The organism is Micromonospora sp. DT4 (assembly GCF_049841675.1).
Lineage (GTDB): Bacteria > Actinomycetota > Actinomycetes > Mycobacteriales > Micromonosporaceae > Micromonospora.
This window is the reverse complement of the sequence record NZ_JBNCKT010000035.1, coordinates 19,709-38,485: the sequence shown is the minus strand read 5'-3', so window position 1 is coordinate 38,485 and position 18,777 is coordinate 19,709. Positions and strand designations below refer to the sequence as shown.

The following is an 18,777-nucleotide window of genomic DNA, read 5'->3' as shown; positions in this document are numbered from 1 at the left end:
GGTCCTGCCGACCAGCATCGGCTCGATGGTTGGTGGCCGACGGCTCGGGGAACGGCGGCAGGTGGCCGCGAGTACCGGCACGGCGACAACCGAGGGTGCGGTGGGGCCGTTACTGCCCCGTCTCGCCATCCCCGTCACCCCCAGCAGAGCCCGCCGATGCCGGCCGCGCTGTGGAAGCCAGGGTGCCCGGTGACGTCCATGCAGACCTCTTTGTCGGGACCGACCCGGCCGCAGAAGACGGGCTCGACGTGGTTCCAGGCGTCGGCCGGGGACAGCAGCGCGGCCCCCGCCGGCATCTCGGGCCGCAGGATCGTCAACCCCTCCGGGTAGACGACGGCCTGGTCGCGGGCCTCCGTCAGGTTGGTCGCCAGGTAGGTCAGGTGCAGAGTCCAGCGCCGGGGCATTCGGTACGCACCGGCCGGCGGCCCGTTGCGGCCCGATCGCCGCTCGCGCTCCGTCGTGTAGCGGCTGACCAAGGAGTTGGCGTACGCGGACAGAGCGTCCGGTTCCGCCAGCGCGTGCGCGATGGCCGCCCGGACCCGCTCGGACACGTCGGCCCCGTCGAGTACGGCGCTCAGGTCATCCTGGAAGCCGTTGTGCTGCCGCGGCTCCCGCTCCCACCGCGACGATCGGTTGTCAGTCACCAGCCGCTGCCTCTCCGTAGCGGGCAATTGCCTAGAGACTGGACCACGAGGGAACGAAATGCAACGTCGTGTTTTCTTCCTTAAAGTGCTTAATCTGTGGTCGCTCCCAGGCAAGAATCGATTACTCGCAGTGGAGGTGATGTTGGCGATGTCGCAGGTGCCAAGTCCGACGATCAGGGCCCGCCGTCTGCGGCGCGAGTTGCGCCGCCTGCGGGACCGCACCGGACACACCGCCGAGGAGGTAGCCAAGATCCTGGGCTGGCATCGGACCAAGGTCATCCGCTTCGAACTCGGGCACTCCAGGGTGATGCCGAAGGACATGCCTCCGCTGCTCGACCTCTACGACGCCTCCGAAGAGGAGCGGGAGTCGCTGACCGGTTTGCTTCGGCAGTCTCGCCAGAAGGGCTGGTGGAGCGCCTACGGCGACGTGTTGCCGGACGACTACGTCGGCTTCGAGGCGGAGGCCACGTCGATCAGCGCATTCGAGAGTCTGTACGTTCCCGGGCTGTTGCAGACGGAGGAGTACGTCCGCGCGATCGTCAAGGCGGGGCGCAGCACCGCCGACCAGGACGAAATCGACCGTCGGGTGGCAGCACGACTCGGCCGCAAGGTTCTGCTCTCGCGAGATATGCCGCCGAGATTGTGGATTGTGCTCGATGAGGCGGCCGTCCGCCGCATCGTGGGCGGCCCCGCCGCGATGCGAGCGCAGCTCGCTCGCCTGATCGAGGCTTGTGAGCTGCCCACCGTCGAGATCCAGATCCTGCCCTTCGCTGCCGGCGCGCACGCAGGCATGGGCGGCCCTTTTACCCTGCTCGACTACGCCGAGCCGACCTTGGACCCCACCGTCGTCTATCTCGACAACGACTCCAGCACCCTGCTCCTTGAGGAGGAGAGACACGTCGCCCGATATAGACTCATGTTCGATCACCTCATGGCCAAGGCACTCGACCCTGACGAGTCGGCTGGCTTCCTGGCCCAGGTGGCTGGTGGATACTGACTAGCGCTCAAGGGGTCTGACCGATGACCGCTCCGGACGTGCCCGCAGGGAAGTGGCGCAAGAGCAGCCGGAGCAGCGCAGGCGGCTCCAACTGTGTCGAGGTGGCCCCACTTGCTGGCGCGTTGGCCGTGCGGGATTCCAAGGATCCGGGCGGGCCGGCGCTCATCTTCGACCGGGGCGTTTGGTCGTCGTTTGTGACCGGTCTGCGGCGCGGCTCGCTCGGCTGACGCCTGCGGCAAGGTGTCGGCCTCCCTGCTGCCGGCGGCATCACCTCCATCCGGTTGGATGGCCCCATGGCGGTACGCATCGACATCAACGCACTCCGGGACGCGGCCGGACCCGTGGTCTGTGCAGCGGCGGACAAGCTTCAAGCATCCGGTCAGCCGGTGGTTCCCAGGCCGGTCGGCGGGGGAGTCTCCTACGTGTTCCGCGAGGCCGGGCAGCCTCCGTTCGAAGTCTGGGTGGGCATCACGGCGGACGGTTTCACCGCCGAGTGTGACTGCGCGGCCGCTGAGGAGCTGTGCGCCCACGCCGTGGCCCTCACCGCCACTGCCCTGGACGGCGGCTTCACGTGGTCGTCGGCGGCCACCCCGCCGTCGGCTCTGGCGATCAACCCGAGGGTCGCCGAGTTGGCCGAAGTGGCGGGCAGCATCTCCGCCCGACGCTTGGCGCTGTTGGTCGCCGAGTGGGCAGCCACGGATCGTGTGTTGGAAAACCGGCTGCGCGGGCAGGCTGGCCAACTCACGGCTTTCTCCGCTGCGGAGCTGGCCGGCCTCCGTCGGACGATCGACAGCCTGGCCCACGAGGCGACCAGCGGCAGCCGTTGGGATCTGCACGATGTGGAGAAGGCCGGTCGGGCGATCGTCGAGGAGATCGAAGTGCTTGCCCAACGCCCGCCGACCCAGGAGGCGCTGTTGCTGGTCGAGCGGGCCGCCCGCGCCTGGGACAGTCTCGCCACCTACCTCTACGACGCCTGGGAGACGTACGAGGATGAGCCGGCCGAGATCGGCGGTGCCCTACGGGCGGTCCACGTCCAACTCTGCGAGCAGGTGCAGCCGGATCCCGACGAGTTGGCCGCCCGACTTCTCAAGATCGTCGAGGTGGCCGACGTCGACTCGTGCCTTGATGAGCCGAACGATTACCTCGCCGTGCTCGGTCACCAACGGGTCAAGGCGCTTCGGCACCGCCGCTGACGGTCGTCATGATCCGCGTTGCCGGCCCCGGGTGGTCGGTGGTTGCCAGGCGGTCAGGTCCGCCTGAGTGCGGTTGAGTTCGTTGACCTGTGCGTCCAGGAAGGCGTTGTAGGCATCGGCCGGGACTCGTCCGGCGCACCCGAGCGACGGGTGCGCCGGACGGGCGACGCGGTCAGCCGGGCTGGCTGGACCGGTTGGCCAGGCCGCGCGGCGGGGCTTTCGTCCCGACCACGATGTCGACGATCTCGATGTAGCGGGCCTTGTTGCCCATCCGGAACGCGGTGGCCGCCGCGTTGATCTCCTCCAGGGTGTCGGCCTCGACCATCGTGACCTGGTCGTATTTGCCGTTCACCCCGGTGCACACCATGTGGGTGAGCTGCTTGGCGAAGCGGCCCAGGTCCCGGGCGTGCTCGGCGGAGACCTCGTGGCTGCCCTCCCGGCCCAGGGCAAAGTACTCCGAACTGATCCGCATGAACAGGAAACCGACGTACGTGTTCTTGTCCGCGAGATCGTGCATCGCATCATCCCGATGTCGGCGTTGACCTGCGGCTATCACGAAGAGGGTATTGATGGTTACTGATAGTCATCAAGAGTGGCGACTGTCGGGAGGCTGACCCGCGGCGCGCGGCGGCGGGCGTGCCCGTGCCCACCCCGACCGGCGGGATAGAGTCGCTGATTGACCAATCGCGGCCGATGGCAGCCGCGGCGCCACGGCTTGGGGGTACGGGTGAGCGAGGCGCACACAGTCGGTGACGGACAGCCGACGGCCGAGTCGGAGACCACCCTGGTGGTGGTCACCGGGGTGTCCGGTGGCGGTCGCAGCACCGTCGCCCGCGCGCTGGAGAACGTCGGCTACTACGTGGTGGACAACCTGCCGCAGGCGCTCATGCTCGACATGGCCGAGCTGGCGTTCAAGGCCGGCGGCGCCGCCCGGCGTACGGCGATGGTCCTGGACGTGCGCTCGCGCGCCTTCTCCACCGACCTGGCCGGCGCGATCCGGGAGCTGAAGGAGCGCGGCTTCTCGCCCCGGGTGGTGTTCGTCGACGCCGACGACGAGGTGCTGATCCGCCGGTTCGAGAGCGTCCGGCGCTCACACCCGCTGCAGGGCGACGGGCGGCTCGCCGACGGCATCGCCGTCGAGCGCGGGCTGTTGGAGGAGGCCCGCGACCAGGCCGACGTGATCATCGACACCAGCCACCTGAACGTCAACCAGCTCCGGCGGCGCATCGAGGAGCTGTTCGGCGGCGAGGACGCCCGCCGGCTGCGGGTCACCGTGCTGTCGTTCGGCTTCAAGTACGGCCTGCCGCCCGACGCCGACTTCGTGCTGGACGCCCGGTTCCTGCCCAACCCGTACTGGGTGCCGGAGCTGCGCGAGCACACCGGGCGGGAGGAGGCGGTCAGCGCGTACGTGCTGGGGCAGGAGGGCGCGGACGCCTTCGTCGCCTCGTACGCCGACCTGGTCAACGCCACCACCACCGGGTTCGAGCGGGAGGGTAAGCGGTACCTGACGGTGGCCGTGGGCTGCACCGGCGGCAAGCACCGCAGCGTGGCCATCGCCGAGGAGCTGGCCGGCCGGCTGCGTCAGGCGGGGCTGGCGGCCAACGCCCAGCACCGCGACCTGGGGCGGGAATGACGACGCGCCGGGTGGTGGCGTTCGGCGGCGGGCACGGCCTGTCGGCGTCGCTGCGCGCGCTGCGGCACTGCGCCCCCGAACTCGACCTGGACATCACCGCCGTGGTGACGGTCGGCGACGACGGCGGGTCCAGCGGCCGGCTGCGCGCCGAACGGGGCGGCCTGCCTCCGGGTGACCTGCGGCAGGCCCTGGTCGCGCTGGCCGGCGACCATCCGGCCACCCGACGCAGCGCCGGTCTCTTCCAGCACCGCTTCGCGGCGGCGCAGGCTGTCCGCGTACTCCCGGATGGCGGGACCGCCGCGGCCCCGGCGGTGGCGGGCGCGCCCGGCGCGGACGCGGACGCGCTTGCCCGAAACCCGACAGACGCGGGCCCGCGGGCGGGTGACGCGGCGCGCGCGGACGGCCTGGCCGGGCACGCGGTGGGGAACCTGGTGCTCTCCGGCCTCATGGAGCTGCTCGGCGACCCGGTGGCGGCGCTGGAGCACGCCGGGGCGATGCTCGGCGCGGTCGGGCGGGTCCTGCCGATGTCGCGCCAGCCGGTCGACATCGAGGCGCGGGTGCGCGGGGTCCACCCGGACGCCCCGGACGAGGTGCGGACCGTTCGCGGTCAGCACCAGGTGGCGGTCACCACCGGCCGGGTGGAGTCGCTGCGCCTGACCCCGGCCGCTCCGGCAGCCTGCGCCGAGGCCCTGGCCACGATCGGCGCGGCCGACTGGTTGATCTTCGGGCCGGGCAGTTGGTACACGAGCGTGCTGCCGCACCTGCTGGTGCCGCAGCTGGCCGACGCGATCGTGTCCAGCTCGGCCCGACGCCTGGTCACGCTGAACCTGGCCGCGGAGAAGGAGACCCTCGGCCTCTCGGTCGCCGACCATCTGGCGGCGCTGCGCTGGTACCTGCCCGAGCTGAAGGTGGATCTCGTCCTGGCGGACGCCAAGGCAGTGGGTGACCCGGAACCGGTCGAACGTGCGGCAGAATCGCTGGGTGCCCGCCTGGTCCTCGCCCCCGTCGCCGTCACCGACGGCACTCCCCGCCATGATCCGGCTGCCCTGGGCGCCGCGCTGGTGCCTGTCCTGGGTGCCGATCGTTAGACACGTACGTAATCACCGGCGACACGCCGGAACAGGTCCGTGAGGGGACGCACAATGGCGATGACGGCTGCGGTCAAGGACGAGCTGAGTCGGGTCGACGTGCCCAAGCCCTGCTGTCGGCGGGCGGAGATGGCCGCGCTGCTGCGCTTCGCCGGAGGGCTGCACATCGTCTCTGGACGCGTGGTGGTGGAGGCGGAGTTGGACACCGGGGCGGTGGCGCGCCGGCTGCGCCGGGAGATCGCCGAGGTCTACGGCTACCCCAGCGAGATCCACGTGCTGGCCTCCGGTGGGCTGCGCAAGGGCAGCCACTTCATCGTCCGGGTGGTCAAGGACGGGGAGGCGCTCGCGCGGCAGACCGGCCTGCTCGACGTGCGCGGCCGGCCGGTGCGGGGGCTGCCCCCGCACGTGGTGGCGGCGAACGTCTGCTGCGCGGTCTCCGCGTGGCGGGGCGCGTTCATGGCGCACGGCTCGCTCACCGAACCCGGCCGCTCCAGCGCGTTGGAGATCACCTGCCCGGGGCCGGAGTCGGCGCTCGCGTTGGTCGGCGCGGCCCGCCGGATCGGCATCACCGCGAAGAACCGTGAGGTACGCGGGGTGGACCGGGTCGTGGTCAAGGACGGCGACGCGATCGCCGCGCTGCTCACCCGCATCGGCGCCCACTCCAGCGTGCTGGCGTGGGAGGAGCGTCGGGTACGCCGCGAGGTGCGGGCCACCGCCAACCGGCTGGCCAACTTCGACGACGCGAACCTGCGCCGCTCGGCGCGTGCCGCGGTGGCCGCCGCCGCCCGGGTCACCCGTGCGCTGGAGATCCTGGCCGAGGAGGCGCCCAACCACCTCACCGACGCCGGGAGGCTGCGCCTCGAGCACCGGCAGGCGTCGCTGGAGGAGTTGGGGGCGCTCGCCGACCCGCCGCTGACCAAGGACGCCATCGCCGGGCGGATCCGCCGTCTGCTGGCGCTGGCCGACAAGCGGGCCCGGGACCTCGGCATCCCGGATACGGAAGCAGCCGTCACGCCCGACATGCTCGTGGTCTGATAGGACGGTGGGGCCGTACGGTGCGCCGGGAACACGACCCGGCGCAGCGTGGTCCCGCGCGCTCGGATAGGGTCGCTGAGTACGGCAAGGGGGCCGATACCGGCACTTCTCGTCGTGCCCACCGCCTGGGGCGGTCAGGTCCTCAGACCGCGCGGCGGGGTGGCCGAGATGAACCGTCGACGGCCGGCTCCAACGGTCGGCGCACACCATTCCCGCCGGCCCGTTGAGTCAAGCCGGCGGACCAGAACGCAAGGAGATGGGACCTGTGACCATCCGGGTTGGCATCAACGGCTTTGGCCGAATCGGCCGTAACTTCTTCCGGGCAGTGCTGGCGTCCGACGCCGACATCGAGGTCGTGGCGGTCAACGACCTGACCGACAACGGCACGCTCGCCCACCTGCTCAAGTACGACAGCATCCTCGGCCGCCTGCCGTACGAGGTCAAGGCCACCGCCGACGAGATCACCGTCGGTGGCAAGACCATCAAGGCGTTCGCCGAGAAGGACCCGGCGGCGCTGCCGTGGGGCGAGGTCGGCGCGGACGTCGTCATCGAGTCGACGGGCTTCTTCACCGACGGCACCAAGGCCAAGGCGCACGTCGACGGCGGCGCCAAGAAGGTCATCATCTCCGCTCCGGCGAAGAACGAGGACGTCACCGTCGTCATGGGTGTCAACCACGACACCTACGACCCGGCGAAGCACACCATCATCTCCAACGCCTCGTGCACGACGAACTGCCTGGCCCCGATGGCGAAGGTCCTGCAGGACACGTTCGGCATCACCAAGGGTCTGATGACGACGATCCACGCGTACACCCAGGACCAGAACCTCCAGGACGCGCCGCACCAGGACCTGCGTCGTGCCCGGGCCGCCGCGCTGAACATCGTCCCGACCTCCACCGGCGCCGCGAAGGCCATCGGCCTGGTGCTGCCGGAGCTGAAGGGCAAGCTCGACGGGTACGCGCTGCGGGTGCCGATCCCGACCGGCTCGGCCACCGACCTCACCGTCGAGGTCGGCCGCGAGACCACCGTGGACGAGGTCAACGCCGCGCTGAAGGCCGCCGCGGAGGGCCCGCTCAAGGGCATCCTGGTCTACAACGAGGACCCGATCGTCTCCTCCGACATCGTCACCGACCCGGCGTCGTGCATCTTCGACGCGCCGCTGACCAAGGTCATCGGCAACCAGGTCAAGGTCGTCGGCTGGTACGACAACGAGTGGGGCTACTCGAACCGCCTCGTCGACCTCGTCAAGCTGGTCGGTTCGTCGCTGTGAGCATCCGGACCCTCGACGACCTGCTCGCCGAGGGGGTGTCGGGTCGGCGCGTGCTGGTGCGCGCCGACCTGAACGTCCCGCTCGACAAGCAGACCGGTGCCATCGACGATCATAACTCCGCCTCCGCGCCGCAGGGCGGCACTCCGGACGGAGTGAGGATCGCTGACGACGGCCGCATCCGCGCGGTGCTGCCGACCCTCGGCGCGCTGGTCGAGGCCGGCGCGAAGGTGGTCGTCTGCTCGCACCTGGGCCGCCCGAAGGGCGCTCCGGACCCGCAGTTCAGCCTGAGCCCGGTCGCCGGGCGGCTCGGTGAGCTGCTGGGCGCGCCGGTGCGCTTCGCCACCGACACCGTCGGTGACTCCGCCCGCTCGACCGTCGCCGACCTGGCCGACGGTCAGGTCGCCCTGCTGGAGAACCTGCGCTTCAACGCCGGTGAGACCAGCAAGGACGAGGCCGAGCGGGGCGCCTTCGCCGACCAGCTCGCCGCGTTCGGCGACGCGTACGTCGACGACGCGTTCGGCGCCGTGCACCGCAAGCACGCCAGCGTCTACGACGTGCCGGCGCGGCTGCCGCACGTTCCGGGTCGGCTGGTGCTGCGCGAGGTCGAGGTGCTCTCCAAGTTGACCAGCGAGCCCGAGCGGCCGTACGTGGTGGTGCTCGGCGGGTCCAAGGTCTCCGACAAGTTGGCCGTGATCGAGGCGCTGTTGCCGACGGTCGACCGGCTGCTCATCGGTGGCGGTATGTGCTTCACCTTCCTCAAGGCCCAGGGCCTGGAGGTGGGCACCTCCCTGCTGGAGAAGGACATGGTCGAGACCTGCCGCAATCTGCTGGAGCGGGCCAACGGCAAGATCATGCTCCCGGTCGACGTGGTGGTCGCCGATGCGTTCGCGCCGGACGCCGCGCACGACACGGTCCGCGTCGACGGCATCCCGAGCCACCGACTCGGCCTGGACGTCGGCCCGGAGACGGTCGCCGGCTTCAGCGCCGCCCTGTCCCAGGCGAAGACGATCTTCTGGAACGGGCCGATGGGCGTGTTCGAGATGGCCGCCTTCGCGGCCGGCACCCGGGGCATCGCCGAGGCGATCACCAAGGCCGACGCGTTCAGCGTCGTCGGCGGCGGCGACAGCGCGGCGGCCGTCCGGGCGTTGGGGCTGGACGAGTCGAGCTTCGGTCACATCTCCACCGGTGGCGGCGCCTCCCTGGAGTACCTGGAGGGCAAGACCCTCCCCGGCATCGCGGCCCTGGAGAACTGAGCATGGCGAGCACGACCCGCCGGCCGTTGATGGCCGGCAACTGGAAGATGAACCTCAACCACCTCGAGGCCAACCTGCTCGTGCAGAAGCTGGCCGCGAGCCTCACCGAGAAGCAGCTCACCGAGGTCGAGACGGTGGTGCTGCCGCCGTTCACCGACCTGCGCACCGTGCAGACGGCGGTGGACGGCGACAAGCTGCTGATCGGCTACGGCGGGCAGGACCTCTCCCCGCACGCCTCCGGCGCGTACACCGGTGACATCTCCGGTCCGCTGCTGGCCAAGCTCGGCTGCACGTACGTGGTGGTCGGGCACTCCGAGCGGCGGGCCTACCACCACGAGGACGACTCGGTCGTCAACGCGAAGGTGAAGGCAGCGCTCACGCACGGCCTGACCCCCATCCTCTGCGTGGGGGAGGGGCTGGACGTGCGCGAGCAGGGCACCCACGTGGCGCACTGCTCGGACCAGCTCGACGGGAGCCTCGCCGGGCTCACCCCCGAGCAGGTACGCCAGGTCGTGATCGCGTACGAGCCGGTCTGGGCGATCGGCACCGGCAAGACGGCGACGCGGGAGGACGCCCAGGAGGTCTGCGGCGCGCTCCGCCAGCGGTTGGCGGAGCGCTTTGACGCCGAGACTGCCGACGCGGTCCGGGTGCTCTACGGCGGCTCGGTCAAGGCGTCCAACGTCGCCTCGATCATGGCCCAGCCGGACGTGGACGGCGCCCTGGTGGGCGGCGCGAGCCTGGACGCGGAGGAATTCGCGCAGATCTGCCGGTTCCCCGAGCACATCGCTCGCTGAGCGCTCGCTATCCTGGACACCGCCCGTCCACCGGCCGGTGCCGGAGTGCCCGACCTGTCCGGGCGAGGATCGCTACGAGAGGACTGCCCCCAGCCATGCCGATCTGGTTCGCATACACGTTGATCGTGTTGCTGGTCATCACGAGCGTTCTGCTCACCCTGCTCATCCTGCTGCACCGCGGTAAGGGCGGCGGGTTGTCCAGCATGTTCGGCGGTGGCGTCAGCTCCAGCCTCGCCGGCTCCTCGGTGGCCGAGAAGAACCTGGATCGTTACACCGTTCTGGTGGGTCTCGTCTGGTTCGCGGCGATCGTCGGGCTGGGGCTCTGGCTCCGTCTCCAGATGAACAGCGGCACCTGAGCAGGCCCGCCAAGTCGTACAATCTGCGCGCGGTTCGTCATTCGACGGACCGCGCGCAGTCTTTTCTTCGCTGCACCGCGTCGCCCGCCGCCCATCCCCGAAAGTGGCGGGTCCCCTCCGACGACAGGAGCGAGCAGCCGTGCCCAGTGGCAATGTCATCCGTGGCGCCCGCGTCGGGTCCGCGCCCATGCGCCCGGACGAGCGGCACCAACCGGCACCCCGACAGGCCGTCACCTACTGGTGCCGCAACGACCACCAGACCGACATCCGGATCGCGGCCGACGCCACGGCGCCGCCGCTGTGGGACTGCCCCCGCTGCGGGCTCCCCGCCGGCCTGGACGCCGAGAATCCGCCCGGGCGGGTCCGCGTCGAGCCGTACAAGAGTCACCTGGCGTACGTGAAGGAGCGGCGCACCGCCGAGGAGGGGGAGGCGTTGCTGGCCGAGGCCCTCGCGGCGCTGCGCCGCCGACGCGGCGAATAGCCGAACGGGCCCCTCGGTGAGGGGCCCACCGTAGCGGCTGATGCTTGGTTCTCAGCCTTTGAAGGGTGTGGGCTTTGATCGCCGGCTGAGGCTGACGCAGCCCTGGCCGATGATCTTCTTCTTGATTCCTGTCGCCCCCGGTGCCGTCAATGAGTGAATCTTCTCTCACGCGCTGATTGCTGACGAGGGGCGATTCGCTCGAGATCCTGCCGTCAGGTGTTCGATGTTGGGAGTCTTATGAGGACCGTCTTGAGTCCAAATTGTCCCGAGCTCGCCCAAACGTGGGTGCCTTCTGGGCAGTATCTGAGTTGGGATTCGGTGTCGGTGCCGCCCGAGGTGATTGCCGCGAGGTCGATGCCGGGTGTGCACCTGGTGCATACGGATGTGCGGTCGAACGATGTGGCTCTTGTGGTGGCCACTGTGATGGCGCAGCCGTCTTCTGTGATTGAGCGGGCGGTCGAGGTGCCTGTGGCGTCGCTGGTCGAGAGTCTTGACTTGGACGGGGCAATCGCCCGTGCCAACGCCCTGCGTCTACCGGTCCGCTTGCCGAATCGCGCGTTGGTTGAGGCGGGCGGCGAGGATGTTCTGCCAATTGACGAACGGGGGTTCGCCGCTGCCCCGGGCCATGCTGGTTGGGTGCTAGTTGTCCCGGACAGCCCCCTTCTCGCCGGGCACGCCGCTCCTGGTCTTGATGCAGAACGGATCGTGGGTAGCGGTGTGACGTCGGGGCCGCTTCCCAGTGCTCTTGATCAGGCCGGCTTGTGGGTGCCGCTGCCGATCGTAAACGCCCGTTACGGCGGGCTGACCGTGTCGGTCGATCCGATCGGTCTGAGTCAGCGCCTCGAGGATGGGGTCAGGGGTTTGTGGCGGGTGTCGGCAGACTTGACACCTACCCAAGGCCTGCTGGTGACCGTTGACACCTCAAACGGCGCGGACGCGACGGACCTGCTGGCTCTCCGTTCGCCCGAGGGTGTTGCCTTGTTGAGCGTCACTCCGGGAGGAGCAAGGGGCGCAACGTTGCCGCGGAACGCGACTGCGCTACATGTCCGTCCCGCGAGCGTATCGGTGGAGGCGCGGTTCGAACATCGATCGTCGCCGGTGGAAATGGTGAGGCCGTCGACTCCACGGTGGCCGGTGGTGCGCCCTGTTGGTGCGTTCGGGGTGTCGGACGAACTTGCCGCGGCCGTGATGCGGCTGCCCGAATGGGCCGATAAGCCCGACTGCGTGGCTCGGGTCGACACGGTGCTCTACCACTATGGTCTGCGGGCCGGGGGTGACGACACCGTTCGCCCGATTGACAACATCGCCTCTCGCCTCGGCGGGCCGTTCCAGACCGCCACTATTGATCGTCTTCAGGATTTGGAACCGGGAGCGATCACCGTTATCCGTGCCGATTATCCCGGCCAACAGCCTCATCTGATGATAGTCGAACGGCAGGCTGACGACTCGTTCATGCTCGTCGAAACCCAGCCGAGCAGAGAGTCGGGCGATGAGGATACGTCGCCGGTTGCCTTCGTCTCTTTCGAGCTGAAAAGCAGGGAATTCCACGTCCATCACCGCACTCCGTATGGCTTACCACAAGCGCTTCACGCGCCGATTGCCTTGCCGCGCCGGTCGGACGGCCTCTTGGGCCAGGCGAACCGTGACGGCCTGCTGCGAACGGGATCCACTTCCAAAGCTTCCGCGAACGCTCCGGCCTTGCTCGATCCATCCATAGGATCAACCGGCATGAGATCGCAGCGTGGCGCGGACGCCGCCAATTCGAACGCAAAGCCGACCGATGATGTCATCCGGCCTGCCTTCGATCAGGTCCAGTCTGCGGCTGGTGAGACTTGGGAGAGCCTTGATCCCGTCACTAAGTCCCACGTAAGGAATTTCTTGCAGATACAAGCTAGGCGCGATGGAGGCTGGAGCAAGGCGTGGCCTATTGGTGCCTACATCCGCTACTACATTAATTGTAAGGAGCCCGGTAATCCAATCATGCCCGTCGATCGGGAGGTCACTCGCGCGTTGATCGATACTCCTGGACTCGCCGAGGCGGCCCGGCACACCCCGCATTTTATACGTATGCTGCAAAGGGATATAACCGTTATTGACAAACTCCGTCATTTCCATTGGCGGAGAACGGTCCAAGCCCTTACGCGCAAGCTCGATGAAAATCCGGAGCTGCTCGACCCGATAATGGCTGATCCAGTCCTGGAGCCCTACCTCAGGAATACGATTCACCAGGACGTGTGGCAGCTGATCAGGCTTCCAACTCTATACGGCGAGTTGGGCAACAATGGGCAGCTATTTCACTTGCTGGCTGCCACCCCATGGGGCATCGTGGCAGGCAAAAACCCGACTCTCAGCGAGTTCTTGCGCACGGACGCTGAGAGTCTGGAGGTCGTGCGGCAGGCGAGTTTGCACGTCGGTCTGGCCACGGCGCTCATCGATCATCCAGTGCGGTCCAAGCCGGCCCGATGGTGGGGGAAACTCCTACGAAACACGGCGCTTCTGCGCGATCTAGACCGGAACCAGGGTGCGATCCGGGCAGTTGCGGCAGCCCGACTCATCGACGCTGTGGATTTCCTCCCGCGGTCGGAGCGGTTGCTGCGGCTGGAGCTGCTGGCCGGCGCACCCGAGCTCGCCGACGTGCTCGTTGAGGCATCCGGATTGATGCGGAAGTTCTTCCAGTCAGACGGCTTGCAGGCACTCCAAGCGGCGACTAACAACCGTCAGGCCGTTACGCTGCACCTGTCGGTCGACCCGGCTGCATTCGATACGGTGCCGGATCTTGTCGTTGCTCTCAGGCAGGCATCTCTCCCGTCTACGGCCGAGCCGCCCGCAGCGTCCAGTTTTCCCGAAATCGCTCGTGCGGTCAGGCGTAATCCAAATCTTGGCAAGGTGCTTGCTGCCAAACAAACAAAGGCGGGATCTGGCGACGCCCTAGCGTTGTTGCTGCGAAACGCAGGGCTACTGCATGAGCTGATTAATAAAGACCTGGCGTTCATGCCGCACGAGTATCGTAGGTTGCTGAACGCTGTCTCCGAAAATAAGATTATGCCGCCGTTTCCGGACGCCGGGATCCTGCGCGTAATGCTCAGCTACCCCTCCGCTGTAGAGGAACTGGCGAACCCCGTTAGCCCAGCATCAGTCCAGCTATCTGAGGTTCGAGGGAATAGTCAGAGGGTGTTCGACAAGATAATGGAATCGATGCGCAGTGGTCCATCCCTGGTTGGCCGTTCAGTTCTCGCTTGTTCGGCGACCTTCCTTGTGAGATCCCCTTTCCCTTCCTGGCCCGAGATGGCCGCCAAGGATGGCAATTATGTCGGGATCTCTCGAAATTCTCATATTTTCGACCTGGTGGAAAGATGGAGGCCGGAGTCGCGAGAGAAATATTATGACTGTCCCGACCTGGTTGCCTTAACCTTGTATCAAACGAATGCTTTGGTTGCTATTGACCAATTGATCGAGCTCGCCCCGCCCAAGCATGACTCGCCGATTGAGGAGAACGAATGGTGGTCCGACTTCTTCGCGGCTCGAGTGTACGGTGGACACAGCTTCCGGTCTTCGCTTAGGCCACCCGATATTGCGCCGAACGTGATCGAAAATATCGTTCGCTTTCCGCGGTTGCTGGCCGCGCTCGTGGCGCTGCCGGTCTTGAACGATGGCGGGGCCCGGCATTGGCGCAGGTTGTTTTCTCTGCCCTCGTTGATGGAGAGCCTGGAAAGATTGTTGGCTGCGCCGGGTGCCGACGCGGCGCTGGTCGAGGGCGTTCTTGCCAGCGACGTCATTGTGCCATTCCTCGGGTTGGCTGATCCGCAGGCGGCGCTCACCGATCCTCGATTTTTGACGCAGGTGCTGAGCGGAGAAGCCGAGCGGCGACATCGGGTTTTGGACCTTGGTTTGGATGAGCTCGGCCTGAATATGACGAGCGATGGTGTGCCCGCATCGGACCACGAATTTGCTCTCGCAGGAATTATCGCGCGAGGTTCGGCTGGGCTCGAGCAGTTCGAGGCCGCTGCTGTCAGCTCCGAACGGTCGAGCGAGTTCTCCGGTCTCGTCAACGCTTTCCGGAGCGACGCAGATTTGCAGGAGGCGGTAAGAGGGAACTTTCCCTTGGCGGTGTTGATGGTTAAAAATCCGAGGACGGCGGTGGTGCTCCGGGATCGCCCCCTGCTGCAGCCACTGGCCAGCAAGGATTCCATCACCCGCTCCCTGCTTGACAATCCTGCGGTCGTCGAGGCGCTCGATAAGAGCGACCAGTTCCATGCCCTTTTTGTTAGTCAGGCGGAATTCCGAGAAGCGATCGCTGCGAAAAATGGTTTGCTGAACGCTTTTTTGAACAACCCGGCTCTGACGCGCGTCTGCCAAGATGACCGGGTCCTCTTCAATGTTCTATCTGGATCGTTTCTGGGCGAGATCGTGCTCATTGATTCAGATTTTGCGAGCGCGGTAGCTGCTGATCGGAAGCTTCGTGAAGCCCTGATTGATGAACACGAAAATTTGCAAGTGGTCAGCCTAGTCCGAAAGTTGACCGCACTGACGCCGGAAGTCCGTCTCGCGGTAGCGATGAACCGTACGTTCTTCCGCCTGTGGCAGGAAGACGAAGTCGCTTTCTATATGTTGGCTCATCGGCCGGCGCTTGTGGCGGGTCTGACCTCGTCGACATGTGCGCCTGTCGAGTTCGAGGAGTTGCGGCGTCTGCCGTGGACGAATCAGGATTTTCTCGATCTTATCGAGCGACGGATTGCTTCCTTGAACGACGCATTATTCACTCACGACGGAGTCTTCGCGTGGGTGAGTAAGCGGCCTGCGACGCTGTATCCAATCTTGGAGGCGAATCCGTGGTTGCCGGAACTGTTGACCCGGCCGATGTTTCGTCTTCTTGTCGAGGAGAATCCTCATGTCGTCGATGCCCTGGTCAGCTTCCCGTCGCTGCGTGCGTTCGTCGTCCTGCCCGGTGTTGCGGAGATGTTGTCGGCTCGCAGCTTTCCTTGGCGATTGCTCGACCGACCGGATCTTGTGGACGCGCTGACGCGCAATCCGTCGCTGGTGGCCGAGTTTGGCAGGCGCGGCGAGGATCCGGCACCGCTGTGGCAGGCGCTGACCAATGATCGCGCCCTTGCCGCCGGGGTGAGTCCTGCCGGACTGCGGTCACTGAAGCGACACCCGAAACTGGTCGCCGCACTCGCCTCCGCAGGTAGCACGCTAACCCAGGACGAGTGGGCCATATTATTGAAGGACGAGTCCGAGCTCGACCGGCTCAGCGCCACCGCTGGCGGGGTCCGCCGCGGGGATCAACTCGCGGCAATGTTCCGCGTTCCGCGAATTGCCGCGCCGCCGACCCAGCAGGTCATACCTTCCACACCGCTAATCGCGCGGCCGCCGGAGAAATCGTCTACGAGGGCGGTGGCCGGGCGGGCGGTTGTTGACTCCTCTCGGGTAAGTGCGGTGGCCGGGCGGGCGGTTGTTGACTCGTCTCGGGTAAGCGAGGGTGCGGGCCGTTGGCTTAACGATGTGCCAACGCTCTTGAGCCGGTTGCGTGAGAGCTCTGGGGCCGATCTGGCGGAGATGTTCCGTCGTTCACCAGATCTGCTGCATGTGCTGCGGCACCGTGACGATCTTGCGGCGTTGGTCGCTGCCGACCCTGCCTCGGCTGCCCAATACAGCTTCCGGTGGTACCTGGACGGTGATGGGCGTGCGGTGAAGGATTTCAAGGGCGCGGTGAGCAGTTGGGCGGCGGCTCTTGGTATCACGCTGGACGCCGATCTGCAGGGGCATGCCCGCGCTGTGTGGGGGTTTGTCCATGATGAGCGTGCGGCTGCGGATGCGGAGAAGAGGCGCGCGGTCGCCAAGCGGCGTGCCGATCTGAGGCCAGCCGATTACCTGACTTGGGATTTCAGTGGCGAGGTCAAACTTGGGGGTCTTGTCACGGAGGGTGATTTCGATCGCCGAGATCGTAAGGACTTGATCAAAGTTGTTATGGGTGGCGTCGGCACGCGCGAGGGCCTCAGGGGTTCGGTGCTGAATTCTGCCCGTCACGCGCATCTTGCTGGCGGTAAACAGGGCGTGGCGTACACGTTCGTGGTTAACCCAGAATGGACCGTCGACTTGCTCGTCTACACGCGCAGCGATGGGCGCAGAGGAAACAATTATGTGTGGCTCGGACACAGTGTCAAGCAAGATTCCGCCGCTCCGGCGTCGTTGAGCATCGCCGCCGCCGACCCGACATTGAAACTGTCGAAAGAACTCGTGGCAGGTCTCCAACTCGAAGCAACCGCGATCGAGGTACCCGGACCGGTGCCTACGCCCATGATGTCCAATCCATTGGGTGAGGCACTGCACGCCTATCATCTCGCCTACGTGGGCGCCGAGGCCGCCATACTCACGACAGCGCCGAACGTGAAGAGGGGGAAGGGGAAGGCCGCGCTCACCGTCACAGACAGTACGAGGAGACTGAACGACGAGCTCCGGGCCGCACGGGCGCGTCTAGGCGACTTCGGCGTAGCCGATCAACTGCTGGGCCTGGAGGCGGTCGGTGACCTTGCCAGGTCAGGGCCACCGCTGGTTCCGGCTCTCGCTGACGAGATGCTGGGTCAGGGCGACCGGTGGTCCGGTGATGCCAACTTGTTGGCCGAACCCGTCGTGCTGCTGCCTGAGGGGACAACGGAGGACGCGGAGCAGCGCGGGCTTTATTGGGTGGGCGACCGGCCTCCTGCCAGGTTGCAGCGGCAGATCCGAGCTGCCGCTGGTCAAATCACGGAACCGGTTATCTTCCTGGGTGCCAAAACGCGGGGTGGGGCGGCCTTGGCCGAGCATGTGCGCGACGTTCGGCGGTTGGTGCAGCAGTTCGCCATAAAGAAACAACAACCAGTTATTGTTACTCAGGCGGCAACCTCAACGGCGCTCCAGGCGACGTCAGGAACGTACGGCTTCGCCATCGTGAGCCACGTCGCCAACTCGGCCGTGCCCGCCGGCGGCCTGGCAACGTCGATGTCCCTGAGCCCGACTTGGCAGGTGCGGGCCAGTGACGGACGAACCATGACTTTGGGGGAAACCTTCGCGGTGTCGTTCCTTGTGACGGCACAACAACTAGGGAGGCGCGCCGAAGACTCAACACTTCCTGCGGTCGGCAGGTTGCTACTCGCCCCTACCAGAGTTGCAAAACTGCAAGCGCTTCAATCGATCGATGGACTCGACAATCAACGAGCACGCGACGACCTCCAGAGGATCGTCGACCAGGTAGAGAACGACCTGTGGTTCCGTAAGTTCACGCCGTTGCTAGGTGAGCTAGGCCAATCGGGCAAAGCCGAGATCGTGCTCGACTATCAGGAGCAGGTGGGCCCTGTCGAGCGCAACAAGCTGCTCATCAGCGACCTCATCAGCGTCAGCGTCGAGGCACGGGTCAACCTTGTCCAGGACTCTGGCTATCAGACCGTGGGCGTGGCCGCTGTCCTAGGGGCCGTAGACCTTATTTTCACTACTGCGGGATTACCCGCCGCTAAGGATTACGTAAAGAGGCATGCTGCCGACCTCAATGTTGCCGGAAAGCAAGATTGGGTCGACGCTATCGCGGCCATTTCTCAGGAGAGGTCAGATAAACGGGAGGAACTCCGACAACTCGCCGTCGAGGTGTACAACTGTGCGCCGCCGCCAGAGCCAGCGGCCGCGGGCAACCGCCGATGATCACCTCTTCAACTGGCAGGCCCTTGCCCAGGGTCATTGCATTGATGGGTAGCTGTTGGTCACGGCGGTGGTGAGGTCGTTTGGCGGCGGTTAGCGCGTCAATTGGCACGGGCGATGTTGGCCGCACCGTTGGTGCAGTGGTTGATAGCCGATCGCGGTGTTACGCAATGTGGCGATGACGGAGGAGTCCCGGGTGACCCGCGAGGGGATACCGCACCCCGCGCGGGTCACCCGGGTCCGGGACCTCGGCCAGCGTCTGCAGCAGTTCACCGTGCTCACTTTCGGTGACCGGTGTGGGAGCAGAGTCGGTGGCCGGCGTTGTCACCCCCAGTGCGGGAATGGAAGTTGATGCCATCGCGGCC

At 66.7% G+C, this 18,777-nt stretch carries 14 protein-coding genes; 12 read left to right on the top strand and 2 right to left on the bottom strand.

What is annotated here, in order from left to right:
• Positions 1-134: 134 nt before the first annotated feature.
• Positions 135-644: a hypothetical protein gene (locus ACLQ24_RS13105; protein ID WP_425891538.1), complete on the bottom strand. Its 510-nt coding sequence runs from the start codon at positions 642-644 to the stop codon at positions 135-137.
• A gap of 148 nt (positions 645-792) precedes the next feature.
• Between ACLQ24_RS13105 and ACLQ24_RS13100 the strand changes: the two genes are divergently transcribed.
• From ACLQ24_RS13100 to ACLQ24_RS13090, 3 genes are all read left to right on the top strand, one after another.
• Positions 793-1,641, top strand: coding sequence for a DUF5753 domain-containing protein (locus ACLQ24_RS13100; protein ID WP_425891555.1), 849 nt, complete (start codon positions 793-795; stop codon positions 1,639-1,641).
• 23 nt (positions 1,642-1,664) lie between these two features.
• Positions 1,665-1,868 carry a DUF397 domain-containing protein gene (locus tag ACLQ24_RS13095; RefSeq protein WP_425891536.1) on the top strand — a complete coding sequence of 68 codons (204 nt, stop codon included), beginning with the start codon at positions 1,665-1,667 and terminating at the stop codon, positions 1,866-1,868.
• A 66-nt stretch (positions 1,869-1,934) separates the two neighbouring features.
• A complete protein-coding gene (locus ACLQ24_RS13090) occupies positions 1,935-2,834 on the top strand; it encodes a hypothetical protein (RefSeq protein ID WP_425891535.1) in 900 nt (299 codons plus the stop codon).
• 172 nt (positions 2,835-3,006) lie between these two features.
• Here ACLQ24_RS13090 and ACLQ24_RS13085 read toward each other — a convergent pair whose 3' ends face one another.
• Entirely contained in the window at positions 3,007-3,351 is a 345-nt protein-coding gene (locus tag ACLQ24_RS13085; RefSeq protein ID WP_425891533.1) for a hypothetical protein, read from the bottom strand.
• 210 nt (positions 3,352-3,561) lie between these two features.
• On the opposite strand from ACLQ24_RS13085, the gene rapZ reads away from it, so the two are divergent.
• The 9 genes from rapZ to ACLQ24_RS13040 all read left to right on the top strand — a co-directional run bounded on the left by rapZ (position 3,562) and on the right by ACLQ24_RS13040 (position 18,415).
• Positions 3,562-4,467 (top strand): RNase adapter RapZ, encoded by a 906-nt coding sequence (rapZ, locus tag ACLQ24_RS13080; RefSeq protein WP_393225028.1) that lies wholly within the window; start codon positions 3,562-3,564, stop codon positions 4,465-4,467.
• A complete protein-coding gene (locus tag ACLQ24_RS13075) occupies positions 4,464-5,555 on the top strand; it encodes a gluconeogenesis factor YvcK family protein (RefSeq protein ID WP_425891532.1) in 1,092 nt (363 codons plus the stop codon). Before rapZ ends, ACLQ24_RS13075 begins: the two co-directional genes overlap by 4 nt.
• A gap of 54 nt (positions 5,556-5,609) precedes the next feature.
• A complete protein-coding gene (whiA, locus tag ACLQ24_RS13070) occupies positions 5,610-6,590 on the top strand; it encodes a DNA-binding protein WhiA (RefSeq protein ID WP_030491583.1) in 981 nt (326 codons plus the stop codon).
• A 265-nt stretch (positions 6,591-6,855) separates the two neighbouring features.
• Positions 6,856-7,860, top strand: a complete 1,005-nt coding sequence (gene gap / locus ACLQ24_RS13065; RefSeq protein WP_425891530.1) for a type I glyceraldehyde-3-phosphate dehydrogenase — start codon at positions 6,856-6,858, stop codon at positions 7,858-7,860.
• Positions 7,857-9,113: a phosphoglycerate kinase gene (locus ACLQ24_RS13060; protein WP_425891529.1), complete on the top strand. Its 1,257-nt coding sequence runs from the start codon at positions 7,857-7,859 to the stop codon at positions 9,111-9,113. The genes gap and ACLQ24_RS13060 overlap by 4 nt, the downstream gene beginning before the upstream one ends.
• A 2-nt stretch (positions 9,114-9,115) precedes the next feature.
• The gene (tpiA, locus tag ACLQ24_RS13055) at positions 9,116-9,907 is read left to right on the top strand and encodes a triose-phosphate isomerase (protein WP_425891527.1); all 792 of its coding nucleotides are present in this window, start codon (positions 9,116-9,118) and stop codon (positions 9,905-9,907) included.
• Between the two features lie 95 nt (positions 9,908-10,002).
• Positions 10,003-10,263: a preprotein translocase subunit SecG gene (secG, locus tag ACLQ24_RS13050; RefSeq protein WP_425891525.1), complete on the top strand. Its 261-nt coding sequence runs from the start codon at positions 10,003-10,005 to the stop codon at positions 10,261-10,263.
• Positions 10,264-10,402: 139 nt separating this feature from the next.
• Positions 10,403-10,744, top strand: a complete 342-nt coding sequence (locus ACLQ24_RS13045; RefSeq protein WP_425891523.1) for an RNA polymerase-binding protein RbpA — start codon at positions 10,403-10,405, stop codon at positions 10,742-10,744.
• A 318-nt stretch (positions 10,745-11,062) separates the two neighbouring features.
• A complete protein-coding gene (locus ACLQ24_RS13040) occupies positions 11,063-18,415 on the top strand; it encodes a hypothetical protein (protein WP_425891522.1) in 7,353 nt (2,450 codons plus the stop codon).
• Positions 18,416-18,777: the final 362 nt, after the last annotated feature.

What these genes read in the sequence shown, in the direction of transcription:
- ACLQ24_RS13075 (WP_425891532.1), top strand. Translation starts at nt 4,464, where the DNA reads ATGACGACGCGCCGGGTGGTGGCGTTCGGCGGCGGGCACGGCCTGTCG.
- secG (WP_425891525.1), top strand. Translation starts at nt 10,003, where the DNA reads ATGCCGATCTGGTTCGCATACACGTTGATCGTGTTGCTGGTCATCACG.
- tpiA (WP_425891527.1), top strand. Translation starts at nt 9,116, where the DNA reads ATGGCGAGCACGACCCGCCGGCCGTTGATGGCCGGCAACTGGAAGATG.
- whiA (WP_030491583.1), top strand. Translation starts at nt 5,610, where the DNA reads ATGGCGATGACGGCTGCGGTCAAGGACGAGCTGAGTCGGGTCGACGTG.
- ACLQ24_RS13090 (WP_425891535.1), top strand. Translation starts at nt 1,935, where the DNA reads ATGGCGGTACGCATCGACATCAACGCACTCCGGGACGCGGCCGGACCC.
- ACLQ24_RS13085 (WP_425891533.1), bottom strand. Translation starts at nt 3,351, where the DNA reads ATGCACGATCTCGCGGACAAGAACACGTACGTCGGTTTCCTGTTCATG.
- ACLQ24_RS13100 (WP_425891555.1), top strand. Translation starts at nt 793, where the DNA reads ATGTCGCAGGTGCCAAGTCCGACGATCAGGGCCCGCCGTCTGCGGCGC.
- ACLQ24_RS13095 (WP_425891536.1), top strand. Translation starts at nt 1,665, where the DNA reads ATGACCGCTCCGGACGTGCCCGCAGGGAAGTGGCGCAAGAGCAGCCGG.